Here is a 23,987-nt window from a genome sequence, read left to right as displayed (position 1 = left end):
CTGCTGTCTACTTCTGGGCGGCTTCGAAGAGGGCGAGGACGTCGTCCGAGGACTCCGTGATCGTCAAGGAGACGACCGGACGGCCGTGCTCGGCGAGCACGCCGGCATCGCCGGCCGCCTGTGCCTGGATGAGCTGACCGAACGTGAAGGGCCGCTCGGGGATCTCGAGGTCGACGTCGGTGCGCTCCAGGATCTGCAGGAAGACACCCTGCGCCGGTCCGCCCTTGTGGTACTGGCCGGTGGAGTGCAGGAAACGCGGGCCCCAGCCGAAGGTGGTCGGACGTCCGGAGTCGGCGGCGACGAGCTCGCGCAGGCCCTGGAGCTGCGGGACCTCGAGCCTGTTGACGTACGCCTGGATCGACACGTAGCCGTCGGCGGGCAGCTGCGCCCAGAGAGCATCCAGCACGCCCTCGATATTCCCCGAGACCGCGAGCGTCGGGTCGGAGACGCGCACCTCGATGCCGTTCTCCGTGAACGCGGGAGTCGTGGGCTCGGGGCGTGCGTCGAGGAGTCCGCGGGCGGCGATCTTCGCGGACTCGACGTCCGGCTGATCGAACGGGTTGATCCCCAGCAGGTGTCCCGCGATCGCCGTGGCGTATTCCCAGACGACGAGCTGCGCACCCAGAGTGCCGCTGACGAGGATCTCGCCTTCATGGCGCTCGTGGAGATGGAACTCGTTGGCGTCATCGACGATGCGGACGATCTGCAGGTCGGCGGGTTTCGCATCGAGTTCCGGCGACACGGGCAGCAGGACGACCGGCAGGATTCCGGTGCCCTCCTTGCCCGTGGATTCGGCGATGAGCTGTTCGATCCAGTCCGGAAGACCGTTGATGTGCGTGCCGTCGGTGACGAGACCGAGCTTGTCGCGACGAGGCTGGGTCGCCGCGATGGCCGCTCCCAGACGCAGGCCGGGGTTCTCAGCGGAGTCGACGGCGACCTCGAGCAGCGAAGCCTCTGCCTCATTGAGGAGCTCGTCGATGTCGACACCGGCGAGGCCGGCGGGCACGAGTCCGAAGGCGGTGAGTGCCGAGTAACGGCCACCGACATTCGGGTCTGCGTTGAACACGCGGTACCCGGCCTCGCGAGCGGAGACGTCGAGCGGGGAACCGGGGTCCGTGACGACGACGATGCGCTCGGTGGGATCGATTCCGAGGTCGCGGAACGCCGCTTCGAAAGTGCGGCGCTGCGAATCCGTCTCGACCGTGGAACCCGACTTGGATGACACGACGAGGACGGTGGCGGAGAGTCCCGCATCGAGCGCGGCGAGCACCTGACCGGGAGCGGTCGAGTCGAGGATCGTCAGCGGAACACCGGCGGTCTGCGCGATCACCTCGGGGGCGAGCGACGAACCGCCCATACCCGCGAGGACGACACGCGTGACGCCCTTCGCCGTGAGAGCGTCACGGAGAGCGGTGATCTCGGCGACCAGCGGCCGCGAGACGGATACCGCCTCGACCCATCCCAGTCGCACAGCCGCTTCGGCCTCCGCAGCGGGGCCCCAGAGCGTGGAATCGCCGCCGGTGATGCGGGAGGCGACGAGGTCGCGGACCAGCGCCGGGACGACCTCGTCGATCGCAGCGCGTGCGGCGCCGGATGTGTGGATGGCGAACGTCATCGCTGCGCCTCGAGCGCTTCGGTGACCTGGGCGAGCAGGTCGTGCCAGGAGTCGATGAACTTCGCGACGCCCTCCTCTTCCAGAACCCGCGTGACGTCGTCGAAATCGATTCCGGCGTCGGCGATTCCGGCGAAGACCGCGCGTGCCTCGTCGTAGCCGCCCGTGATCGTGTCACCGGTGATGACCGCGTGGTCCGCCGTCGCCTCGAGCGTCTTCTCAGGCATCGTGTTCACGACTCCCTGAGCCACGAGCTCGGTGACGTACAGCGTGTCGGGGAGAGCGGGGTCCTTGACGCCGGTCGATGCCCACAGCGGGCGCTGCAGGTTGGCTCCCACGGCCAGCAGATCCTGCGCGCGCTTCTCCGCGAACGTGTGCTCGAACAGCTCGTAGGCCAGACGAGCGTTGGCGAGGCCCGCCTTGCTCTTCAGCGCGTTCGCGGCGTCGGTTCCGACCGCCGACAGGCGCTTGTCGGTCTCGGTGTCGACGCGCGACACGAAGAACGATGCGACCGAGTGGATGTTCGAGAGGTCGAAATCTGCGCTGTGTGCGCGCTCGAGACCCGTCAGGTAGGCGTCGATGACCTCGGCGTAGCGCTCGAGGCTGAAGATGAGCGTGACGTTGACGCTGATGCCCGCCGCGATCGCTTCGGTGATCGCGGGAAGCCCGGCCTTCGTCGCGGGAATCTTCACCAGGAGGTTGGGGCGGTCGATCTTCGCCCACAGCTCCTTCGCCTGCGCGACCGTCCCCGCGGTGTCGTGCGCGAGATCGGGGGAGACCTCGATCGAGACGCGCCCGTCGACGTGGCCCGACTTCTCCCAGACGGGGCGGAACACGTCGAGAGCAGCGGCCACGTCCTGGGTGGTCGCCGCGAAGACGGCCTCCTCGGCGCTGGCCCCGGATGCGGCGAGCTCGGTGACCTGCGCGTCGTACGACGTGTCGTTCTTGTCGGTGATCGCGTTGGCGAAGATCGTCGGGTTGGTCGTGACGCCGGTGACGTCGCGGGCCTCGATCAGCTCGGCGAGGTTGCCGGAGGAGATACGGGTGCGGGAAAGGTCGTCGAGCCAGATGCTGACACCTGCGGCGGCGAGCTGTGCGGTGGGGGTGCTCATGCGTTCTCCTTGGTGCTGTGTGCGGCGATGGTCTCACGCGCGGCCGCGATGACGGCCTCGGTGGTGATACCGAACTTCTCGAACAGGGTCTTGTAGTCGGCGGAGGCGCCGAAGTGGTCGATGCCGATGGATCGTCCGCGGTCGCCGACGATTCCGCGCCAGCTGAGCACGGAGCCCGCCTCGACCGAGACGCGGGCCGTCACCGACGGCGGAAGCACACTCTCGCGGTAGGCCTCGTCCTGCTCGGCGAACCACTCCAGCGACGGGGCCGAGACGACGCGGACGTTCACGCCCTCCTCGGCGAGTGCGGCGCGCGCGTTCACGGCCAGCTGCACCTCGGAACCGGTCGCGATGATGATGACATCCGGCTCTCCGTTCGGGGCCTCGGCGAGCACGTACGCGCCTTTGACCGCTTCCGATGCGGAGGCGAACGCGTCGCCGGATGCCGCGCCCTCGCCGCGCTCGAACACCGGGATGTTCTGGCGGGTGAGCGCGAGACCTGCCGGACCCGCCTGGCGGCGGAGGATCTCGAGCCAGGCGACGGCCGTCTCGTTGGCGTCGGCCGGACGCACGACAGCGAGGTTCGGGATGGCTCGCAGCGTGGCGAGCTGCTCGACGGGCTGGTGGGTCGGCCCGTCCTCCCCGAGCGCGACGGAGTCATGCGTCCACACGAAGATGCTCGGAACGTTCATGAGCGCGGCGAGACGTACCGAGGGGCGCATGTAGTCGCTGAAGATGAGGAAGGTGCCACCGAAAGCGCGCGTCTTGCCGTGCAGGACGATGCCGTTGACGATCGCGCCCATGGCATGCTCGCGGATACCGAAGTGCAGCACCCGACCGTAGGGCGTGCCGGACCATTCGTGGGTCGACCACTCGGCGGGGATGAAGGACGGAGCCTCCTTGATGGTCGTCAGGTTCGACTCGGCGAGGTCGGCGGACCCGCCCCAGAGCTCGGGAAGCTCCGCCGCCAGCGCGTTGATCACCTTGCCCGATGCGGCGCGGGTGGAGACCTCCTTGCCGGCTTCGAAGACGGGGAGAGCAGCGGTGATGTCGCTCGGCAGCTCGCCGGCCTCGAGCCGATCCAGAAGCGCCTTGCGCTCCGGGTTGGCTGCGGCCCACGCGTCGAACGATTCCTGCCAGGCGGCGCGCTCTTCGGCCGCGCGCTCTGCGAGTCCGCGGGTGTGGGCGAGGACGTCCTCCGCGACCTCGAAGGTCTGCTCCGGGTCGAAACCCAGAACCTTCTTCGTCGCGGCCAGCTCGTCGGCGCCGAGGGCCGAACCGTGGATCTTGCCGGAGTTCTGCTTGCCCGGTGACGGCCAGCCGATGATGGTCTTCAGGATGATCAGCGACGGCTTGTCGGTCTCAGCCTTCGCCGCCTCGATGGCCGCGTGGAGCTCGGCGATGTCTTCGACGTACTCGCCGGTCTTCTTCCAGTCGACCGTCTGGACCTGCCAGCCGTATGCCTCGTAGCGCGCGGCGACGTCTTCGGTGAAAGCGACGTTGGTGTCGTCCTCGATGGAGATCTGGTTGGAGTCGTAGATGGCGATCAGGTTGCCCAGCTGCTGGTGGCCTGCGAGCGACGATGCTTCGCTGGTGACGCCCTCCTGCAGGTCGCCGTCGCCGGCGATGACGTAGACGAAGTGGTCGAACGGGCTCGTGCCGGCTGCGGCATCCGGATCGAACAGGCCGCGCTCGTAGCGGGCGGCGTACGCGAAGCCGACAGCGGAGGCGAGGCCCTGACCGAGGGGACCCGTGGTGATCTCGACGCCCTTGGTGTGGCCGTACTCCGGGTGACCGGGAGTGAGGGAGCCCCACGTGCGCAGCGCCTTGAGGTCGTCGAGTTCGAGACCGAAGCCGCCGAGATAGAGCTCGACGTACTGGGTGAGGGACGAGTGTCCGACGGAGAGGACGAAACGGTCGCGGCCGAGCCAATCGGTGTCGGCGGGGTCGTGGCGCAGAACGCGCTGGTAGAGGAGGTACGCGGCGGGCGCGAGGCTCATGGCCGTGCCGGGGTGCCCGTTACCGACCTTCTCCACGGCATCGGCCGCCAGGATTCGTGCGGTGTCCACCGCGCGCCGATCGATCTCGTCCCACTGCAATTCCGACACGTTCATGCCCTTTCCGACAGTTTCGAGGGCGCCCGTATTCCCTTGCGCATCCGCAACGTCACGGAGGTGTGCACAGCGCCGGGCGCGCGAGTGTTTTCAGCATAGCGGGGAGGCACCCGCCGCCACCGGACTCGCGAGGCGGATCACGTCATCCGGTGTCATACACTGGAGAGGTTGTCCGGGAACGTGTGCGGAGGAGGCGATCGAGATCTCGACGATGTCTGATCAGACCGTGAAGAAGTCGTCCGTCGGCCGCACGGTGAAGGCGTACGTCACGTTGACGAAGCCGCGCGTGCTGGAGTTGCTCCTCGTCTCGACGGTTCCCGTGATGTTCCTCGCTCAGGGTGGGCTTCCCGACATGCGCCTGGTGTTGGCGACCGTCATCGGCGGCTCGCTGAGCGCCGGATCCGCCGCTGCCTTCAACATGTACCTCGATCGCGACATCGACGCGCATATGCACCGGACCGAGAACCGGCCCTTGGTGACAGGCGAGGTCAGCCCCCGCGGAGCACTGATCTTCTCGTGGACGCTCGCCATCGTGTCGACGGTGTGGCTCGCCCTCACGACGAACTGGCTCGCTGCGACGCTGTCGGCCGTGGCCATCTTCTTCTACGTCGTGATCTACACGATGATCCTCAAGCGTCGTACCGAGCAGAACATCGTCTGGGGTGGCATCGCCGGATGCTTCCCGGTGCTCATCGGCTGGTCCGCCGTCACGGGATCGCTCGACTGGCCGGCCTTCATCCTCTTCCTGCTCGTGTTCCTCTGGACGCCGCCCCACTACTGGCCGCTGTCGATGAAGTACAAGGACGACTACCAGGACGTCGATGTGCCGATGCTCGGTGTCACCCGCAACGCCTCGCAGGTCGGCCTCCAGGTGATCCTCTACGCCTGGGCGACGGTGGCGTGCTCGCTGCTCCTGGTGCCGATCGCGGGAATGGGCCTGGTGTACACGGTGTCGGCGCTGGTCTTCGGCGGCTGGTTCATCTATGAGTCGCACCGCCTCTACAACCGCGCCGTGCACGGGACCGAGGCCCGGCCGATGCGCGTGTTCCACGCATCCATCACGTACCTGACGTTGATCTTCGTCGCCGTCGCGATCGATCCGCTGCTGCCCTTCTAGGCCCAGCCGCTACGCAGAAGAGCGGCGCCGATCGCTCGGCGCCGCTCTTCTCTGGATCAGCGGGTGACGGCGGGCTGTGCTTCCGTCTCCGGCCGGGTGTCGGGGAGGTCGGCGGGCGCGTCGTCGACGATGGCCGCATCCGCACGGGCTTCGCTGCGGTCGCTGTCGTCGCTGTCCGCGCGGTCCGAGACTTCGGCCGCCGGGGTGTCATCCGCCGGCTCATCCACGACGGTCACCGGGGAACGGAGGGATTTGGCCGCCCCGAGGGCGAGAGCGAGCAGGAGCCCGATGATTCCTGCGCCGAGAACGACAGCCCCCACGACGACGAGCGATTGACCCACGTAGACCTCGATACCGGTGGCGGTGCCGTCGAGCAAAGTGGTGGTCATCGTGCCGATCTGGCCCAGGATCAGCCAGCCACCCATGAAGACGGAAGCGAGGGAGCCGACGAGCAGAAGCCAGTAGGCGATGTTGCGTGACAGTGAGGTGTTCATGCCGTCCACCCTCGCGGCGCCGACGATGAGACGCCGATGAGCGAGCTATGGATCGACTGTGCCCGCTCAGTCGCGCACGTCGGCCGGGCGGCGGAGGTGGAGGACGACGACCGTGTAGGCGGCGGCGGACAGGGCGGCGAGCACCATGTGGATGCCGACCAGCAGCGGGGGAAGTCCTTCTCTCGCCTGCCAGACTCCGACCCCGACCTGAACGAGGATCGCGAACACGAGCACCAGCAGCCAGCGCCGCGGCTCGAGCCGAAGCTTCCACGCGGCGATGGTCAGGACCGCCACCAGCCCGGCGAGGATGTAGCCCGGCCAGGAGTGCACGTGGGCGAGCACGGTCGCATCGAAGCCGTGCCGAAGGACATCGGCGTCCCCTGAGTGCGGGCCCGAGCCGGTGGTCAGCACCCCGAAGACGATCGTCATCGCCAGGGCGAGGCCCGTGACGTGCGTCAGCACGGCGAACCAGCGCGGAACCGCGAGCACGCGGTGGCCTGCCGGCGCGTTGAGGCGAACCAGGAAAGCGGCCGTGACGCACACCAGCAGCAGCGACGAGGTGTAGTGGAATCCGACGATGAACGGGTTGAGTCCCGTCAGCACGGTGATGCCGCCGACGAACGCCTGGGCGACCACTCCGACGAGGGTGATCCACGCCAGCAACACGAGATCCCGCCGCTCTTCGGTGCTGCGTACCGATTGCACGGCTGCCGCGATGGTCACCGCGAGCAGCACGGCGGCGGCGACGGGGAACGCGGGGATGTTCATCGGTGAGGCGATGGCGAAGGCCGCTCCGGCCGCGAGGATGCCGCCGCCGGCGAACAACAGCGCGACGCGAAGGGCCCGCGAGCCGTTGACCGCGTGCAGGACGAGCAGGACGACGGCGATCGCGATGATGCCGACGACGCCCGTCATCAGACGGTTGCCGAACTCGATGACGCCGTGGATGCCCTGCTCCGGGGTGGGGACGAGCGACTCCGGCGTGCACAGCGGCCACTCCGAGCAGCCGAGGCCCGAGCCGGTGAGCCGGACCGCCCCGCCCGTACCGATGATGATCGTCTCGCTGATGAACGACAACCACGCGAGGATACGAAGGGCGCGTCCGGTCGTCGCGGCGTGGACCGTTTCTCCGCGTCGACGCCCGTGCGGGGCCGAGGTGGGGGCGGGGGTCGTCGTGTCGGGCATAGGTCCTCCGGACCGCGATGAGTCAGCGGGCACGGCCCGGCTGTCAGGCGGAACCTGTAGAATCGGATTGTTGCGATGAGCGCTGACAGCGCTGAAGCATTGACAACAGTTTAGGCGCGATGACTGCGCCGGTGATGAGGGCCCACCAACGGCACACGTTCCCGCAGACTCGACGGGGATCACGTGTGCCGGGGCGGATGACACCGTTTCGGGACCTGTGAGGAGAGTGTGATGTCGGATGTGCTGATCGACCGCCCGGAGCTCGAAGGGCTGGGGGTGTACGAATTCGGCTGGCATGATGAGGATGCCGCTGGCGCGATCGCGAAGCGCGGTATCTCCGAAGACGTCGTCCGCGGAATTTCGGCTCTCAAGCAAGAGCCGGAATGGATGCTGAAGACCCGTCTCAAGGGATACCAGCTCTTCGGCAAGAAGCCGATGCCGACCTGGGGTGCAGACCTCAGCGAGATCGACTTCGACAACATCAAATACTTCGTGCGCTCCACCGAGAAGCAGGCGCAGTCCTGGGAGGACCTGCCTGTGGAGATCCGGGAGACGTACGAGCGGCTCGGGATCCCCGAGGCCGAGCGCCAGCGTCTCGTCGCCGGCGTCGCCGCGCAGTACGAGTCCGAGGTCGTCTACCACCAGATCCGCGAGGATCTGGAGCAGCAGGGTGTCATCTTCATGGACACCGACACCGCGCTCCGTGAGCACCCCGAGTTCTTCGAAGAGTACTTCGGCACCGTCATCCCCGCCGGGGACAACAAGTTCGCCGCGCTCAACACCGCGGTCTGGTCGGGCGGTTCCTTCGTGTACGTGCCCAAGGGCGTCCACGTCGAGATCCCGCTGCAGGCGTACTTCCGCATCAACACCGAGAACATGGGCCAGTTCGAGCGGACCCTGATCATCGCCGACGAAGACAGCTACATCCACTACATCGAGGGCTGCACGGCCCCGATCTACAAGTCGGACTCGCTGCACTCCGCCGTGGTCGAGATCATCGTGAAGAAGAACGCCCGCGTGCGCTACACGACGATCCAGAACTGGTCGAACAACGTCTACAACCTGGTCACCAAGCGTGCGGTCGCACACGAGGGCGCGACCATGGAGTGGGTCGACGGCAACATCGGCTCCAAGGTGACGATGAAGTACCCGTCCATCTACCTGATGGGTGAGCACGCCAAGGGCGAGACGCTCTCCGTCGCCTTCGCGGGCCCCGGACAGCATCAGGACGCCGGCGCCAAGATGATCCACATGGCGCCGTACACCCAGTCGTCGATCGTCTCGAAGTCGATCGCTCGTGGTGGCGGCCGCGCCGGCTACCGCGGCGAGGTTCGAGTGGACGCGAATGCGCACCACTCGGCCAACACCGTGCGCTGTGACGCTCTGCTCGTCGACACCAAGTCACGCTCGGACACGTATCCGGCGATCGACATCCGGGTCGACGACGTGCAGCTCGGTCACGAGGCCACCGTGTCGAAGGTGAGCGAGGAGCAGCTGTTCTACCTGCAGTCCCGCGGCATGCCCGAGGACGAGGCGATGGCGATGATCGTGCGCGGCTTCATCGAGCCGATCGCACGAGAGCTGCCGATGGAGTACGCGATGGAGTTGAACAAGCTCATCGAGATGGGCATGGAAGGCAGTGTCGGCTAGATGGTGGCTCAGGCTACGGCGTCCGAAGAGACGCAGCATACGAACGCGCACGTAGATCCGGCGGCCCGGGTGACGGCGGCCGGTTTCACTCCGATCCAGACCCGGTCCGAGCGCCCGCACTCGTTCGAACCGAATGACTTCGGCGTACCCACCGGTCGCGAGGTCAACTGGAAGCACACTCCGGTGGCTCAGCTGAGGCCGTTGTTCTCGGCAGCGACCGCGAACGACGGCATCCGCTACACGTTCGGCGCGGGTGAGCAGTACGTCTCCGCACCGCTCGCCGTGGGCGACGCACCCCGCGGTGAGGTGTTCCTCGCCGAAGACATCACGTCGGCTGTCGCGTGGCAGGGTTCGCCCGAAGCGCTGCACATCCGGATTCCCCGTGAGGAAGAGGTCGCGGAGCCCGTGCTGCTGTCGCTCGCCGGGCTGGGCGCCGACCGTCGCGCGGACGCGCACATCGTGATCGAGGCCCTTGAGCACAGCTCCGCCACCGTCGTGCTGCAGCACACCGGTTCGGCGCAGTACGTGCAGAACCTCGAGATCATCGTCCGCGACGGGGCGAAGCTCACGGTCATCAGCCTGCAGCAGTGGGAAGATGACGCGCTGCATGCCTCGGCGCACCAGGCGCGTGTCGGTGCAGACGCCACACTGAAGCACTTCGTGGTCACCTTCGGTGGCGGCGTGGTCCGGGTGAACCCCAATCTGGAGTTGGCGGGCGCGGGATCCGAGGGGTACATGTACGGGCTCTCTTACGCGGATGCCGGTCAGCACTTCGAGAGCCAGGTCTACCTGCACCACAAGGGCCCGCACACCAAGGGCGACGTGCTCTACAAGGGTGCGCTGCAGGGAAAGAATGCGCACAGCGTCTGGATCGGCGACGTGCTCATCGGCGCGAACGCCACGGGCACCGACTCCTATGAAGCCAACCGCAACCTCGTACTCACCGAGGGCGCTCGTGCAGACTCGATCCCGAACCTCGAGATCGAGACCGGCGACATCCTCGGTGCCGGGCACGCCAGCGCGACGGGTCGCTTCGACGACGAGCAGCTGTTCTACCTGCAGGCGCGCGGTATCAGTGAAGAAGAAGCGCGACGCCTCGTGGTGCTCGGATTCCTCACCGACATCGTTCAGCGCCTCGGCATCCCCGCGCTCGAAGCCGAACTGCTCGACGCGATCGAGACCGAGCTGTCGGTGGTGAGCGCGTGAGCGCCGAGCGCGTCTGCGGTGTCGCAGACCTCGAGCAGGACATGCCCATCCGGGTCGACCCGGGCGGCGTGCCCATCACCGTCATCAAAGACGGCGAAGGCGTGATCCATGCCATCGGCGACGTGTGCACCCATGGCGACATCTCTCTCTCCGAGGGTTTCGTCGAAGGCGACACGGTGGAATGCTGGGCTCACGGCTCCGCGTTCTCCCTGATCACCGGAAAACCCCAGAACCTCCCCGCTTATGAGCCCGTCCCGGTCTACGTCGTCGAGATCGACGGCGACGACGTGCTCATCGACCCGACCGTGACGAAGGAAGTCTGAATGTCTGTTCTCGAGATCCGCGACCTGTACGTGACGGTCGAGACCGAGGCGGGGGCCACCCCGATCCTCAACGGAATCACGCTCACCATGAACACCGGTGAGACGCACGCGATCATGGGCCCCAACGGCTCGGGCAAGTCGACGCTCGCGTACACGATCGCCGGGCACCCGAAGTACACGGTGACCTCCGGTTCGATCACGTTCGACGGCCAGGACGTCCTGGCGATGAGCGTGGACGAGCGCGCCCGCGCAGGGCTGTTCCTCGCCATGCAGTACCCGGTGGAGATCCCCGGTGTGACGGTGACGAACTTCCTCCGCACGGCGAAGACCGCGCTCGACGGCGAAGCACCCGCGATCCGCGGCTGGACTAAGGACGTCAAGGCGTCGATGGCCAACCTGCGCATGGACCCGAAGTTCGCTCAGCGCAACGTCAACGAAGGCTTCTCCGGTGGCGAGAAGAAGCGCCACGAGATCCTCCAGCTCGAGGTGCTCAAGCCGAAGTTCGCCATTCTCGACGAGACCGACTCCGGCCTCGACGTCGACGCGCTGAAGATCGTTTCCGAGGGTGTCAACCGAGCGAAGGAGTCCACGGGACTCGGCGTGCTCCTCATCACTCACTACACGCGCATCCTCCGCTACATCCGGCCCGACTTCGTTCACGTCGTCGTCGCGGGAAAGATCGTCGAAGAGGGCGGCCCGGAGCTTGCTGACCGGCTCGAGGACGAGGGCTACGACCGTTTCCTCGACCCCGCTGCCCCCATCGAGGCGTAGGCTGGCCGCATGACCGCGACGCTCGCAGACCAGAAATACGACGAGGTCACCGAAGCCCTGAAAGACGTCATGGATCCCGAGCTGGGGATCAATGTCGTCGACCTCGGGCTCATCTACGATCTCGCGTGGGATGACGAGAACGACGCTCTCGTCATCCACATGACGCTGACCAGCGCCGGCTGCCCGCTCACCGACGTGCTCGAGGAGCAGACCGCACAGGCGCTGGACAACGTCGTGGATCGCTTCCGCATCAACTGGGTGTGGATGCCGCCGTGGGGCCCCGAGAAGATCACCGACGACGGTCGCGACATGATGCGCGCACTCGGTTTCGCGATCTAGGGATGCAGCGGGTCACCGCTCTGCCTTTGGCGGATCTCCGCAGACGCAGCAGTGAGAAGTGGCGGGAGTATCCCGCGGATGTTCTGCCGTTGTTCGTCGCGGAGACCGACTTCCCGTTGGCGCCGGCGATCACCGCGACGCTTCGGCGCGCCGTCGACGCGGGAGACACCGGATACGTCGCGTCGCGCACCCCGCTCGCGAATTCCTTCGCCGCATTCGCGCACCGACGTTTCGGGTGGGACCCCGATCCCGCTCGGATGCGGAGCACCGCCGACGTGAGCATGGGGATCGTGGAGATCCTGCGCCGCGTCACGCAGCCCGGGGATCGGGTGGTGGTGACGCCGCCCGTATACCCGCCGTTCTACGAGCTCGTCGCCGAGGCCGGAGCGGAGGTGGAAAGGGTTCCGCTCCGGGACACCGGCTCGGCATGGGAGCTCGATCTCGACGGCATCCGCTCTGCCTTCGAAGACGGCGCGAGGGCGCTCCTGCTCTGCAACCCACACAACCCGACGGGCACCGTCCACACCCGTGAGGCCCTCGCCGACCTCGCCGAGCTTGCCGACCAGTTCGGAGCCACGGTGGTCTCGGACGAGATCCATGCACCACTGGCGCAGCCGGGCACCGGTTTCACACCCTTCCTGGCCGCGGGCGACGCCGCTCGACGCGTGGGATTCGCCGTCGTCAGCGCAAGCAAGGCCTTCAACCTCGCCGGCCTCAAGTGCGCCCTGATGGTCACCGCCGACGAGCCGACGAGCGCGATCGTCCGCCGCCTCCCGGTCGAGGTCGAGTGGCGCACCGGTCAGTTCGGTCTGCTGGCTGCCGTGGCCGCGTTCGCCGAGGAGAGCGACGAGTGGCTTGACGGCTTGCTCCACACTCTCGATGAGAATCGCCGGCTCTTGGGCGAGTTGCTGGAATCACGCCTTCCCGGCGCGCGCTACCGCATCCCCGACGCCGGTTATCTCGCCTGGATCGATCTGTCCGAGTTGGGCTGGGGAGACAATCCGGCAAAGCGCATCCTGAAGGAGGCGAAGGTCGCGCTGCACTTCGGTCCGGCCTTCGGCGCGGAAGGTGCGGGGCACGTCCGGCTGAACTTCGGGACGAGTCCGGAGATCATCACCGAGGCGATCGATCGCATCGCGCGTCTCGTCGACCGATGACACTTCCTGATACCGCCGCGTCGATCTGGGACCGCCACCGCATCTGGGTGACCCTGGGCGCGGTGGCGCTGATCTTCCTCGGGGCGATCGAGGCGCTGGCGGTGACCACCGTCATGCCGTTGGTCAGCGCAGCGCTGAACGGCGAGGCGCTCTACGCGGTGGCCTTCGCCGGAACCCTGGCGACGAGCGTGATCGGCATGGTCGCCGCAGGCGCGTGGGCCGATGCCCGTGGCCCGCGCGGCGCCTTGTACGTGGCGGTGTCGCTGTTCATCGTCGGCCTGCTCATCTCAGGTTTCGCCTCGACCATGGAGCAGTTCCTCATCGGGCGCCTCGTCCAAGGTCTCGGCGCCGGTGGCCAGACGGTCGCTCTGTACGTCGTGGTGGCGCGCCTCTATCCGGCGCACCTGCACGGGCGGATCTTCGCCGCGTTCGCTGCCGCCTGGGTCGTTCCGTCGATGATCGGTCCGTTCCTGGCGGGAGCGGTCGCAGAGTACCTCGACTGGCGGTGGGCGTTCCTCGGGGTCGCGGTGTTGACGGCCGTGGCGTTCCTCATGATCGCGGTGCGCCTGCGGGGCGTCGGCCTCGGTCACGGCGAGCCTCAGGACGGACGCGCCTTGATCACCCGGCTGCTGCTCGCCGTGGTCGTCGCGGTCCTCGCTGTCGTCATCGGGTTCTCCGCAGACATGCCACCCACGACCGGATGGCCCGTCGCGCTCGGAGCGGTGGCCCTGATCGGCTTCGCTGTGCTCCCACTGCTGCCCCGGGGGACACTGCGGGCGGGAGAGGGGCTCCCGAGTGTCGTGCTGATGCGTGGCATCGCAGCCAGTGCGTTCTTCGCGGCGGAAGCGTACATCCCGTATCTGCTGATGGAACGTTTCGCGTTCACCGCGACCTGGGCGGGTATCGCGCTGATGCTCGCGGCGTTCGCGTGGGCGGGAGCATCCGCTCTGCAGGGGAAGTACGGCGAGCTGCTGGGTAACCGTCGCATCACTCTGATCAGTGTGAGCCTGCTGCTGGTGGCTCTTCTGTGCGTCCTGTTCGCTGCCGTCTTCGCTGTGGCCCCCGGTGCGGTCATCCTCGGCTGGGCGTTCGCCGGAGGAGGCATGGGGTTGCTGTACCCGCGCCTCACGGTGCTGACGCTGGCGTACTCCGATGAGAGCAACCAGGGGTTCAATTCGTCCGCGCTGTCGATCTCCGATTCGACGACGTCCGCTGTCGCCATCGCCCTCGCAGGCCTCGGCGTGGCGACGCTCGGTGGCGGTGCAGACGCCTTCTGGGTGGTCTTCGCGTTCTGTGTCGGATTGGTGCTGCTGGCGGTGGTGCCCGGCCTCCGGCTCGGTCACGGGGCGGAGACGCGGGCGCTCTGACGGGTGCCGGGGGACGGGACGGGGTCGGATGCCGAGGGCCCGCGCCGGGCGAGGCGAAGCGACCCGGCGAGGAGAGCGACCGCGATCACCGCGGTCGAGACGGTCGTCCCGACGGCCAGGAGCAGCACGAGACCGATCAAGCCCAGCAGCGTGGCGACGAACAGCCGCCCGGCAGAGCGCGTCTCCTCCGGCGCAGGCTGCGTCTCGAACCGAGTGAACGCGATCGCGGCCAGAGCCGACAGTGCCACCGCCGTCACGAGCCAGAGCGGGCGACTGAGCCACCAGTCCGCGCTGCCGGGTGCCGGGAGGAGCGCGCCCGTCGCGAGGGCGAACACGGCGGAGGCGCCGGCCATCGCCAGCAGGACCGGCATATGCCAGAGGTAGATGGTCATGGCGCGTCGGGTGACGAATTGCGTGGACGCTGCCGCGAGCGGGCGACGACTCACGCGCTCCAGTCGGTCGCGAGACAGCGAGAGCACACTGGTGTGAACGACTCCCACGAGCAGGAGGGCGGCTGTCGGCGGGTTGATGTTGGCGATGAGATCGGGAGAGTAGATTCCCGTGGCGAAGGTGATGGCGAGCGCGATGAGAGCGCCGACGCCGGCCGCGATGCGGATCTGGCGGCTGAGGGCTTCGATACGGCCGTCTGCGACGAAGAAGCCGAGTTGCTGCAGCGCCATCCAGACGAAGGCCAAGTTCAGAAATCCGAGGCCGTCGAAGCCGCTGACGGCGCGTGCGGCATCGACGAGGACCGATGCGGCCACCAGGGCCCCGATCGTGCGGTAGGGGGCCCGCTCGTGCAGGGCAGCGAGAACCGGGATCAGCGCCTGGCAGAGAAGGAAGACCGCGAGGAACCAGAGCGGCTGCCCGTAGCGGAAGCCGGCGACCGCGATGAGTTCGGCCGGGACTCCGACAACCGTGAGCACCGCCAGAGCAAGGCCGATGACCGCGACGGTGAAGACCGCCGGGCGAAGGAGGCGGTGCAGTCGTCCCGCGACGAACGCCGTCGCCCTGCCGCCGCGGACCTTCCGACGTCGATAGGCGAGCAGGCCGGTGAAGCCGCCGATCACGAAGAACATCGGCATCACCTGCAGCAGCCAGCTCACCGGCACGATCCACCAGCTGCCGTCGCTGGCGTTGTCGAACACCGGCGTCCCCTCGGTGACAGTCACTCCGACCATGATCGCGTGCAGCAGCACCACTCCCAGGACGCACAGCGCCCGGAGGAAATCGATTCCGGTGTCGCGTCGTGCTGTCTGCGGGGGCAGGGGAGCCGCCGTGTGCGGCGCCTGAACGATGGCCATGAGTCCTCCTCGGGAGCGGTGTTCCCGAAGACTATGGACGCGGTGTTCGAGCAGACATCACCCCGCGGTGTCGTCTCGGCCCCTACCCGAGGGTGAGTCAGGTCGAAGGTTCGACGAGCCCGGTGTCGTACGCGAGGATCACGGCGTGCACGCGGTCGCGGAGTTGGAGTTTCGCGAGCACCTTGCCGACGTGGGTCTTCACCGTCTGCTCGGCGATGAACAGCTGCGCCGCGATCTCCGTGTTCGAGCGGCCGGCGCCGATGAGGACGAGCACTTCGCGCTCGCGTTCGGTGAGGTCGGCGAGGACGGTCGACGATCGATGCGCTCGTGGCCGTCGCCCGGCGAACTGCTCGATCATGCGGCGAGTGACGCTCGGCGCGAGGAGGGCGTCACCGCCTGCGACCACGCGAACCGCATGAACGAGCTCTTCCGGGAGGGCATCCTTGAGCAGGAATCCGCTGGCGCCCGCCTCGAGCGCATCGTAGACGTAGTCGTCGATGTCGAACGTGGTGAGCATCAGGATGCGGGGGACATGAGCGGCCGGATAGGAGGGGCCGAGGATTCGGCGGGTCGCCTCGATTCCGTCCAGCTCGGGCATCCGCACGTCCATGAGGATCACGTCGGGGTCGAGGCGCGCTGCCAGTGCGACCGCCTCGGCGCCGTTGGCGGCCTGTCCTGCCACTCGGATGCCGTCATGAGCGTCGAGCAGTGCGGCGAAGCCGGCGCGGACCATGGCCTGATCGTCGGCGATGAGCACGTTGATCGTCACGGTGTCTCCTTGTCGGTCGAAGTGCCGCGAGGAATCGCGTCATCGGTGGAGAACGGAAGTGCGGCTGTCACCATCCACCCGCCATCGCTGTCGGGACCGGCGGTGAAGGTGCCGCCCAGGAGCTCTGCGCGCTCGCGCATGCCGCGGAGGCCGTAGCCCGTGCCGCTGGGCTCCGGGACCTGCGATGGCGAGCCGTTGTGCACGCGAAGACGGATCATCGCGGCATCCGCCTGCAGCCGGACGGTGATCCCCGTGCCGGGCGCGTGCCGAACCGCGTTGCTCAACGCCTCCTGAATGATGCGGAAGCTGGCGATCTGCACGGCGGGCGACGCGTGCGTCGCCGCAGCCGCTCCCTCGACGGAGAGTCCCACATCCACGCCGGCGCGACGGATGCTGTCGACGAGGGCCGGGACGTCGTCGATGCCTTGCTGGGGGGTGAGCTCGGCGGACTGATCCTCGGTGCGGAGAACGCCCAGCATCCGCCGCATCTCCGCGAGCGACGTCCGGGCGGTGGCGGCGATGTCGTCGAACTCCGCAGCAACGGCGGTGTCCAGGCCCGGAAGACGGTAGCGCGCGGTGGACGACTGCACCTGGATCACCGACATGGTGTGGGCGACGACGTCGTGGAGTTCACGGGCGATGCGCGTGCGCTCCTCGACGAGGGCGCGACGTGATTCCTCCAGCGCGCTGTGTTCTTTCTCGCGGGTCAGCTCCTCGGCGACGCGCATCCTCCCCGCGAGGAGAAGAGCGATCAGGAACACCGCTGCGCCGACGCTGGCGGTCACGATCAGATTCGCGGTGGCGCTGCTCGCGGAATCCGCTCTGGCGACCATGTCCGGGCGGATGAGCGGTGCGGCGAGCGACGCGGCGACGCCGAGCGCGAGGGACGCAGCACCGAGCTTGGCGCCGTGCAGGAAGGCGACCACACCGACGAGGAGGAGGAACACCAGCAACGCGGGAACCGACCACGGCCAGGGAGACTCGGTTGCGAGGTCGGTGACGACCGTCAGGGGCAGGAGGAGCGCCGAGACGGTGAAGAGCAGCACCGCTCTGCGCGGTCGAGCGATCGCGATGAACGGCGCGGCGCACAGACCGGCCCCGAGGAGGAAAGCCAGCGCGAGGTGTGTGCCGGACAGCGCCGCCTGGATCGGCACGAGGATGGCGTACAGCACGGACAGCGCCGTCACCAGCGCCGTGAGGGCGGAGGTGCGACGGCTGATCCGCGGACGTCGCGCGGTGCGCTCTCGGCGTCGTGCCATGACTGTCATCCTGCCAGTTGGGGGACGGCTGTGCGTCGACGACGCACGGCCGCGATCCGGTCGATCACGACTCCGATGACCAGCGCGACGGCGATGCCGAGGCCTGCGCTGAGCAACGGTTGGTCCTTGATCCAGGCTCCCGCCAGAAGCCCGACCGCGAGGCTGAAGATGCTCCAGCTGCTACCGGCGATGATGCTGAGCGGGAGGAAGCGTCGCCAGGGGAAGCGCAGGGCGCCGGCCGACATGTTGACGGCGACTCGTCCGACCGGGATGTAGCGCGCACCGAGGATGAGGGTGGCGCTGCGCTGATCGAGCGCCTGCTGAGCGTAGGCGAAGGTGGCGGCGACTCGTGGCCGGCGCATCCAGGCGAACCGCGTCGTACCCAACCGGCGACCGATCATGAAGGCGAGGTTGTCTCCGATCACCGCGCCGACCGCGGCGACGGCGGCGAGCAGCACAAGGTTGCCCTCGCCGGTGGAGGCGGCCACGGCCGCGGCGGCGACGAGCACAGTCTCGCTCGGGATGGGCGGGAAGAAGCCGTCGATGACGGTGACGGTGAACAGCACCGCGTACAGCCAGGGCGAGGCGATGGCCTGCATGATGAGCTCGTTGAGGATGTCCACTCCTGCACGCTACGGATCAGGGGTACGGCTCGGCATCCCTCCGGAGTATCGCGCCTCTCACCCTCCGGGTTGATCTTGCTGGGCGATGCTCTCGGCGACGCCGCTTATACTGGGAGGCTGGCCGCTCGGCCTACCCTCCCCTTGAACGAACGGAAATCCGCTGTGCTTGCCGTGCACGACCTCGAAATCCGCGTGGGCGCGCGCATCCTCATGCAGGACGTCTCGTTCCGCGTCGCCGACGGAGACAAGATCGGGCTCGTCGGGCGCAATGGTGCCGGCAAGACCACGCTCACCAAGGTGCTCGCCGGCGACCTCCTGCCCTCCGACGGGAACGTGACGCGCTCGGGGGAGCTCGGCTACCTGCCGCAGGACCCCCGCACCGGCAACCCGGAAGACCTGGCCCGGACGCGCATCCTCGACGCGCGAGGGCTCGGCCAGCTCAATCTCGGGATGACCGAGGCGGGCATCGCGATGGGCTCCGACGACCCCGACGTCGCGGCGAAGGCGATGAAGCGCTACGCCGCTCTGACCGAGCAGTTCGAAGCACAGGGCGGTTACGCCGCCGAAGCGCAGGCCGCGTCCATCGCTCACAACCTGTCTCTGCCCGATCGCATCCTCGACCAGCCCCTCTCGACGCTGTCGGGCGGTCAGCGCCGTCGTATCGAACTCGCCCGAATCCTGTTCTCCGATGCGCAGACGATGATCCTCGACGAGCCGACAAACCACCTCGACGCCGACAGCGTCGTGTGGCTACGCGAATTCCTCAAGGGGTACAAGGGCGGACTGATCGTCATCAGTCACGACGTGGAACTCGTCGGCGAGACGGTGAACCGCGTGTTCTACCTCGACGCGAACCGTCAGGTGATCGACACGTACAACATGAACTGGAAGAACTATCTGCGCCAGCGGGTGGCTGACGAGGAACGACGCAAGAAAGAGCGTGCCAACGTCGAGAAGAAGGCGACGACCCTGCAGCTGCAGGCGGCGCGCTTCGGCGCGAAGGCCTCCAAGGCGGCGGCCGCGCACCAGATGGTGGCTCGAGCCGAGAAGATGCTCGCCGGCCTCGACGATGTGCGCCAGGAAGAGCGGGTCGCGAAGCTGCGGTTCCCCAAGCCCGCTCCCTGCGGCAAGACTCCGATGATGGCTTCAGGGCTGTCGAAGTCCTACGGATCGCTGGAGATCTTCACCGATGTCGATCTCGCGATCGACCGCGGATCCAAGGTCGTCGTGCTCGGGCTGAACGGCGCCGGCAAGACGACGCTGCTGCGCATGCTCGCGGGCGTGGACAAGCCTGACACCGGTCAACTCGAACCAGGGCACGGCCTGAAGGTCGGCTATTACGCGCAAGAGCACGAGAACCTCGACGTGAACCGTTCGGTGCTGCAGAACATGGTCTCCGCAGCGCCGCACATCACCGAGACGGAAGCGCGAAAGGTCCTCGGTTCGTTCCTGTTCACCGGCGACGACGTGCTCAAGCCTGCCGGAGTGCTCTCGGGTGGTGAGAAGACGCGTCTGTCGCTGGCGACGCTCGTCGTCTCCTCCGCGAACCTGCTGCTGCTCGACGAGCCGACGAACAACCTCGACCCGGCATCCCGAGAGGAGATCCTCGGAGCTCTCGCGCATTACGAGGGCGCCGTCGTGCTCGTCTCGCACGACCCGGGAGCGGTGCAGTCGCTCAACCCGGAGCGCGTGCTGATTCTCCCGGACGGCGTCGAGGACATCTGGAGCCAGGACTACCAGGACCTCATCGAACTCGCATAGTCGATCCGCGTCCTCGCCATGGCATAGTCGGAGGAGTGGACACGAGTCGCAGTGGTTCCGAGGATGCCGACACGAGTCGGCTCCGCACGCTTCCTGCGCTGAGTGGCGCGGCCCCGGAGATCGACTTCGCACGTCTTCCCGACGAGCCGGGCACTCTCTTCCTCTTCTGGCTCGACGTCGCGATAGACGCCGCCGTTCCGGAGCCGCATGCCGCAACTCTTGCGACGGTCGATGTCGATGGCATTCCGGATGCGCGAACGCTGATCCTCAAAGGTGTCGACGATCTCGGTTGGTCGTTCGCCGGCCCGCGGTCTTCTCGCAAGGGGCTGCAGTTGGCAGACCGCCCGGCCGCCGCGCTGAACTTCTGGTGGCAGCCTCTCGTGCGCGCGGTGCGGGTCCGCGGGGTCGTCCGAGAAGCGTCGCCTGGCGAGACCGCCGCAGACCTCGCCGCCCGGTCTGCCGCTGCGCGCAGCGACGTCGCGCCGGGAGATTGGGCGTTGTGGAGGATCGTCCCTTCCCGCGTGGAGTTCTGGCAGGGGGCATCAGATCGGCGCCACACCCGGATCGTGTACGAGCCGGACGGGGGGCGCTGGAAGCGCACCATCGCCGGCGGAGCGTCGGCAACACCGGGAGAGAGGGAACGCGGATGAGTGACTATCAGGTCCTCGAGATCGGGGCCCCGGACGCGTGGCGGTCGCACCACGGCGGATTCGACGAAGCACGTGCTCGTGACGGCCGACGAGTCGTCGACCACGAGCTGACGATGCAGTACATCGGTGTCACCGCGAACGCCTTGGTTCCGGGGGAGGAAGCCGGGTACTGGCACACGCACTCCCGCGTGGAGGAGCTCTATGTGTTCCTCGGCGGGTACGGGCAGATGGGCCTGGACGACGACGTGGTCGATGTCGGCCCGGGAACGGTCGTGCGTGTCGGTCAGGGTGTGTGGCGCACGTGGCGCGCGCGACCGGAGGGCTCCGAGGAACTTCGGTGGCTCTGCATCCGCGCCGGCGGCGAGACGTTGCCCCACCTGCCGAACGATGGCACCCGCGACCCGCAACGGTCGATGCCCTGGTGACATCGGTCGTCCGCGGAGCAGCGAGCTTGCGGGCTCAGCGCGCCTCGACGCCTGCGTCGAGCAGCTCGTCCTCGACGTCGGCATCCTTGTCGCGTCGACGTAGGCGTTTCGGCTCGGCGGGCGCGCCCTCGAGATCTTCGCGATGCTTCACGATCTCCGTGCGGATGATGTATCCGATGAAGATGAAGCCCATCAGCGCGAACAGGATCCATTGAATCGCGTACGAGAGATGGGGCCCTGGGTCGTCCGTGGGTGACCCGAACCCGCCCAATGCCGTCTCAGCCGTCGGCTCTTCGCTGACCAGCTGACCATAGGCGCTCGTGATGACGTCTCCGTCGACGAGCCCGTCTATTGTGGGCAGGTTGATCGTCGGGACCTGACCTTCGGGTGCGCCGCGACCGGACGCCGGGAGCGGCTCGCCGGGGCGCAGCCTGACCGTGACCTCGACCTCGCCGGCCGGAGGTGCCGGCACGGTATCCGGCGCGTCGCCTTCGCCCGGGTAGACCCAGCCGCGGTCGACGATGAAGACGCGTCCGTCGGCATCGCGGAACGGTACCAGCACTTCAAAAGCGCTCGTGCCGCCGTGCGGACGGTTCCGGGCCAGCAGTTGCTGGTCGGCCAGGTATTCGCCCTTCAGGATGACCGGGTGCCATTGGTCGTCCGGATCAAGAGCGCCATCGGCGCCGATCAGCTCGGACAGGGGGACAGGATCGGCATCGTAGTTCTGCTCCACGAGCGCGATCTGCTCGGACCTCGACTCGTTCCGCTCGAACTGCCAGTGCGACAGGAAAGCACAGCCCACCGCGAAACCGATGGCGATGAGGATGTAGACGGACCACCGCGTCATCCGCCGGCTCATGCGGGGATCCCGTCGCGCACGACGACAGGGAAGTCGCGCGCGGCCAGATAGTCCCGCAGGAAGCCGACGTGCTCCTCGCAGGCCAGCCAGATCTTCTCGCGGTCAGCCGCGTGGATGCGGGGATTGCGCCACACCACGTGGCGGGTCGCCGCGCTCCGGCAGCCGGCGCGCGAGCATTCGATGTCGCTCACGATTGATCCCGGTCGCCTTCCTGGATGATGATCACCTGAGAGTCGGACTCTTCCGTGGCATCGGGGACGGGCGGTGCGGCGAGGGGCGCCTCAAGCTCCTGGAGCGGAGATTCCGCGGTCGTCTCGGTGCTGTCGCTGCCCGCGTTCGCGAACACGACGGCGATGTACGGAAGGACCGCCGCCGCGATCCCGAAGACCCAGGTGTACCAGCCATACGGCTGCACGAGCACCATCAGTGCGAAGCACACGATGCGAATCGTCATCGTGAGGGCGTATCGGCGCACACGATGGTCCGCCTCGACCCGCGGGGACTGCGGCAGCGAGGTGACAGCCGGGACTCGACGTGCGTTCTTCACGATCCATCCAGCCTACGCCGGTGCGGCGTCGCCGGCGTCCCCGGGAGCGTCGAAAGGCGGTGGTCAGCCGGCGAAGACGAAGGGAAGAGTGAAGGCGCCCACAAGAACGATGCTGATGATCGTCGTGGCGATCGTGAACAGCAGGATGCCGACGACCACGTAGCCGAGGATGAGACCGGCGAACGCCATTCCGCGCCCTCCGATCGAGGGATCGCGCTTGGTCTGCCCGAGAGCCATGTGCCCGGTGACGACCGCCACGATCGACGCCAGCATCGGGATCAGTGCCCAGAACAGCACCAGACCGGCTATGCCGCAGACGAGCGAGGTGATCGCGAGACCGCTGGCCGGGCGAGGCGCGGGCATCGGGTAGCCCGGTGTCATGTACGGCTGAGGGGCAGCGGAGTACTGCTGACCCGGGTAGTTCGGAGGAGCCGGTGGGGTGAGCGGCTGCTGTCGCGCCGCAGAGGGGAAGTCGTGGTCGCTCACGCAGAAGCCTTTCGTCTCGTTCAGGGTCGCAGTGCGAGCGGGTGCTGTCAATCGCCGCCCCGGGGTGAGCGACACATCCTCGGTAGGATCGAGGCGGCCCGGAAGCCCGGACCAGCGGCCCAGATCAGGAGTGATACCCATGAGTTCTCAGCGCGTCGTCCTCGTCACCGGAGGAAACCGCGGCATCGGCCGTGCGATCGCGGAACGATTCGTCCGCGATGGCTACCGAGTCGCCGTCACCGCGCGCACCGGTGAGGGACCTGAGGGCACGCTCACGGTGCGAGCGGACGTGACGGATGCTGCCGCTCTCGACGCGGCGTTCACCGAGGTGGAGCAGCAGCTGGGGCCGGTGGAGATCGTCGTCGCCAACGCCGGGATCACCAAGGACACCCTGCTCCTGCGGATGACCGAGGACGACTTCGACAGTGTTGTCGCGACGAACCTCGGCGGCACCTTCCGCGTGGTGAAGCGTGCGTCCAAGGGCATGCTTCGTGCCCGCTTCGGCCGCGTCATCCTCATCTCCAGTGTGGTCGGGCTCTATGGGTCGGCCGGCCAGGTCAACTACTCGGCGTCCAAGAGCGCTCTCGTCGGCTTCGCCCGTTCACTCACGCGCGAGCTCGGCGGCCGCGGGATCACAGCGAATGTCGTGGCGCCCGGTTTCATCGAGACCGACATGACGGCGGAGCTCCCGGAGGAGACGCAGAAGCAGTACAGGTCGAGCATTCCTGCGGGGCGGTTCGCGACTCCGGATGAGGTCGCCGGTGTCGTCACCTGGCTCGCCGGCGATGACGCGGGCTACATCTCCGGCGCGGTCATCCCCGTCGATGGCGGACTCGGCATGGGGCACTGAGCACGCC

At 67.6% G+C, this 23,987-nt stretch carries 25 protein-coding genes; 12 read left to right on the top strand and 13 right to left on the bottom strand.

Annotated features, from left to right (window positions below):
• Positions 1-7 precede the first annotated feature (7 nt).
• The 3 genes from D7252_RS15595 to tkt are packed head-to-tail and all read right to left on the bottom strand — an operon-like array spanning position 8 to position 4,832.
• Positions 8-1,615 carry a glucose-6-phosphate isomerase gene (locus D7252_RS15595; RefSeq protein ID WP_120776219.1) on the bottom strand — a complete coding sequence of 536 codons (1,608 nt, stop codon included), beginning with the start codon at positions 1,613-1,615 and terminating at the stop codon, positions 8-10.
• On the bottom strand, positions 1,612-2,724 hold the full coding sequence (gene tal, locus D7252_RS15590; protein ID WP_120776218.1) for a transaldolase: 1,113 nt from the start codon (positions 2,722-2,724) through the stop codon (positions 1,612-1,614). Before tal ends, D7252_RS15595 begins: the two co-directional genes overlap by 4 nt.
• Positions 2,721-4,832 (bottom strand): transketolase, encoded by a 2,112-nt coding sequence (gene tkt / locus D7252_RS15585; protein ID WP_120777013.1) that lies wholly within the window; start codon positions 4,830-4,832, stop codon positions 2,721-2,723. The genes tal and tkt overlap by 4 nt, the downstream gene beginning before the upstream one ends.
• Positions 4,833-5,034: 202 nt before the next feature.
• On the opposite strand from tkt, the gene D7252_RS15580 reads away from it, so the two are divergent.
• Entirely contained in the window at positions 5,035-5,955 is a 921-nt protein-coding gene (locus tag D7252_RS15580; protein WP_374225790.1) for a heme o synthase, read from the top strand.
• A 56-nt stretch (positions 5,956-6,011) separates the two neighbouring features.
• Here the strand turns inward: D7252_RS15580 and D7252_RS15575 are convergent, their stop codons facing one another.
• A complete protein-coding gene (locus tag D7252_RS15575; protein WP_120776216.1) occupies positions 6,012-6,449 on the bottom strand; it encodes a hypothetical protein in 438 nt (145 codons plus the stop codon).
• Positions 6,450-6,515: 66 nt separating this feature from the next.
• The gene (locus tag D7252_RS15570) at positions 6,516-7,634 is read right to left on the bottom strand and encodes a heme A synthase (RefSeq protein ID WP_120776215.1); all 1,119 of its coding nucleotides are present in this window, start codon (positions 7,632-7,634) and stop codon (positions 6,516-6,518) included.
• Between the two features lie 231 nt (positions 7,635-7,865).
• On the opposite strand from D7252_RS15570, the gene sufB reads away from it, so the two are divergent.
• From sufB to D7252_RS15535, 7 genes are read left to right on the top strand one after another with little or no spacing between them, the layout of a single operon-like run.
• Positions 7,866-9,284: a Fe-S cluster assembly protein SufB gene (sufB, locus tag D7252_RS15565; protein ID WP_120776214.1), complete on the top strand. Its 1,419-nt coding sequence runs from the start codon at positions 7,866-7,868 to the stop codon at positions 9,282-9,284.
• Positions 9,285-10,490, top strand: a complete 1,206-nt coding sequence (gene sufD / locus D7252_RS15560) for a Fe-S cluster assembly protein SufD (RefSeq protein ID WP_120776213.1) — start codon at positions 9,285-9,287, stop codon at positions 10,488-10,490.
• Positions 10,487-10,813, top strand: coding sequence for a non-heme iron oxygenase ferredoxin subunit (locus D7252_RS15555; RefSeq protein WP_120776212.1), 327 nt, complete (start codon positions 10,487-10,489; stop codon positions 10,811-10,813). The genes sufD and D7252_RS15555 overlap by 4 nt, the downstream gene beginning before the upstream one ends.
• Positions 10,814-11,584 (top strand): Fe-S cluster assembly ATPase SufC, encoded by a 771-nt coding sequence (sufC, locus tag D7252_RS15550; RefSeq protein WP_120776211.1) that lies wholly within the window; start codon positions 10,814-10,816, stop codon positions 11,582-11,584.
• Between the two features lie 9 nt (positions 11,585-11,593).
• On the top strand, positions 11,594-11,923 hold the full coding sequence (locus D7252_RS15545) for a metal-sulfur cluster assembly factor (protein WP_120776210.1): 330 nt from the start codon (positions 11,594-11,596) through the stop codon (positions 11,921-11,923).
• 2 nt (positions 11,924-11,925) lie between these two features.
• Positions 11,926-13,080 (top strand): MalY/PatB family protein, encoded by a 1,155-nt coding sequence (locus D7252_RS15540; RefSeq protein WP_120776209.1) that lies wholly within the window; start codon positions 11,926-11,928, stop codon positions 13,078-13,080.
• Positions 13,077-14,447 carry an MFS transporter gene (locus tag D7252_RS15535; protein WP_120776208.1) on the top strand — a complete coding sequence of 457 codons (1,371 nt, stop codon included), beginning with the start codon at positions 13,077-13,079 and terminating at the stop codon, positions 14,445-14,447. The genes D7252_RS15540 and D7252_RS15535 overlap by 4 nt, the downstream gene beginning before the upstream one ends.
• Here the strand turns inward: D7252_RS15535 and D7252_RS15530 are convergent.
• The 4 genes from D7252_RS15530 to D7252_RS15515 all read right to left on the bottom strand — a co-directional run bounded on the left by D7252_RS15530 (position 14,420) and on the right by D7252_RS15515 (position 18,402).
• Positions 14,420-15,751 (bottom strand): acyltransferase, encoded by a 1,332-nt coding sequence (locus D7252_RS15530; protein ID WP_120776207.1) that lies wholly within the window; start codon positions 15,749-15,751, stop codon positions 14,420-14,422. The genes D7252_RS15535 and D7252_RS15530 overlap by 28 nt on opposite strands.
• Positions 15,752-15,848: 97 nt before the next feature.
• Positions 15,849-16,520, bottom strand: coding sequence for a response regulator transcription factor (locus tag D7252_RS15525; RefSeq protein ID WP_120776206.1), 672 nt, complete (start codon positions 16,518-16,520; stop codon positions 15,849-15,851).
• Positions 16,517-17,779 (bottom strand): sensor histidine kinase, encoded by a 1,263-nt coding sequence (locus D7252_RS15520; protein WP_120776205.1) that lies wholly within the window; start codon positions 17,777-17,779, stop codon positions 16,517-16,519. Before D7252_RS15520 ends, D7252_RS15525 begins: the two co-directional genes overlap by 4 nt.
• A 5-nt stretch (positions 17,780-17,784) precedes the next feature.
• Positions 17,785-18,402 carry a DedA family protein gene (locus tag D7252_RS15515; RefSeq protein WP_120776204.1) on the bottom strand — a complete coding sequence of 206 codons (618 nt, stop codon included), beginning with the start codon at positions 18,400-18,402 and terminating at the stop codon, positions 17,785-17,787.
• 162 nt (positions 18,403-18,564) lie between these two features.
• On the opposite strand from D7252_RS15515, the gene D7252_RS15510 reads away from it, so the two are divergent.
• The 3 genes from D7252_RS15510 to D7252_RS15500 are packed head-to-tail and all read left to right on the top strand — an operon-like array spanning position 18,565 to position 21,238.
• Positions 18,565-20,163, top strand: coding sequence for an ABC-F family ATP-binding cassette domain-containing protein (locus D7252_RS15510; RefSeq protein ID WP_120776203.1), 1,599 nt, complete (start codon positions 18,565-18,567; stop codon positions 20,161-20,163).
• A gap of 35 nt (positions 20,164-20,198) precedes the next feature.
• On the top strand, positions 20,199-20,813 hold the full coding sequence (locus tag D7252_RS15505; protein ID WP_120776202.1) for a pyridoxamine 5'-phosphate oxidase family protein: 615 nt from the start codon (positions 20,199-20,201) through the stop codon (positions 20,811-20,813).
• Positions 20,810-21,238 (top strand): cupin domain-containing protein, encoded by a 429-nt coding sequence (locus D7252_RS15500; RefSeq protein ID WP_120776201.1) that lies wholly within the window; start codon positions 20,810-20,812, stop codon positions 21,236-21,238. The genes D7252_RS15505 and D7252_RS15500 overlap by 4 nt, the downstream gene beginning before the upstream one ends.
• A gap of 34 nt (positions 21,239-21,272) precedes the next feature.
• Here the strand turns inward: D7252_RS15500 and D7252_RS15495 are convergent, their stop codons facing one another.
• The 4 genes from D7252_RS15495 to D7252_RS20245 form a co-directional block, all read right to left on the bottom strand.
• Positions 21,273-22,097, bottom strand: a complete 825-nt coding sequence (locus D7252_RS15495; RefSeq protein ID WP_120776200.1) for an SURF1 family protein — start codon at positions 22,095-22,097, stop codon at positions 21,273-21,275.
• A complete protein-coding gene (locus tag D7252_RS15490; protein WP_120776199.1) occupies positions 22,094-22,288 on the bottom strand; it encodes a hypothetical protein in 195 nt (64 codons plus the stop codon). The genes D7252_RS15495 and D7252_RS15490 overlap by 4 nt, the downstream gene beginning before the upstream one ends.
• Entirely contained in the window at positions 22,285-22,644 is a 360-nt protein-coding gene (locus D7252_RS15485) for a DUF3099 domain-containing protein (protein ID WP_259461114.1), read from the bottom strand. Before D7252_RS15485 ends, D7252_RS15490 begins: the two co-directional genes overlap by 4 nt.
• Positions 22,645-22,707: 63 nt before the next feature.
• On the bottom strand, positions 22,708-23,130 hold the full coding sequence (locus D7252_RS20245; protein WP_259461113.1) for a DUF4190 domain-containing protein: 423 nt from the start codon (positions 23,128-23,130) through the stop codon (positions 22,708-22,710).
• Between the two features lie 139 nt (positions 23,131-23,269).
• Here D7252_RS20245 and D7252_RS15475 point away from each other — a divergent pair, with 139 nt between their 5' ends.
• Positions 23,270-23,980: a beta-ketoacyl-ACP reductase gene (locus D7252_RS15475; RefSeq protein ID WP_120776198.1), complete on the top strand. Its 711-nt coding sequence runs from the start codon at positions 23,270-23,272 to the stop codon at positions 23,978-23,980.
• The last annotated feature ends 7 nt before the right edge of the window (positions 23,981-23,987 follow it).

This window comes from Microbacterium sp. CGR2 (assembly GCF_003626735.1).
GTDB lineage: Bacteria > Actinomycetota > Actinomycetes > Actinomycetales > Microbacteriaceae > Microbacterium.
Note: the sequence above shows the minus strand (reverse complement) of the source record. Positions and strands in the feature narration are given on the sequence as shown.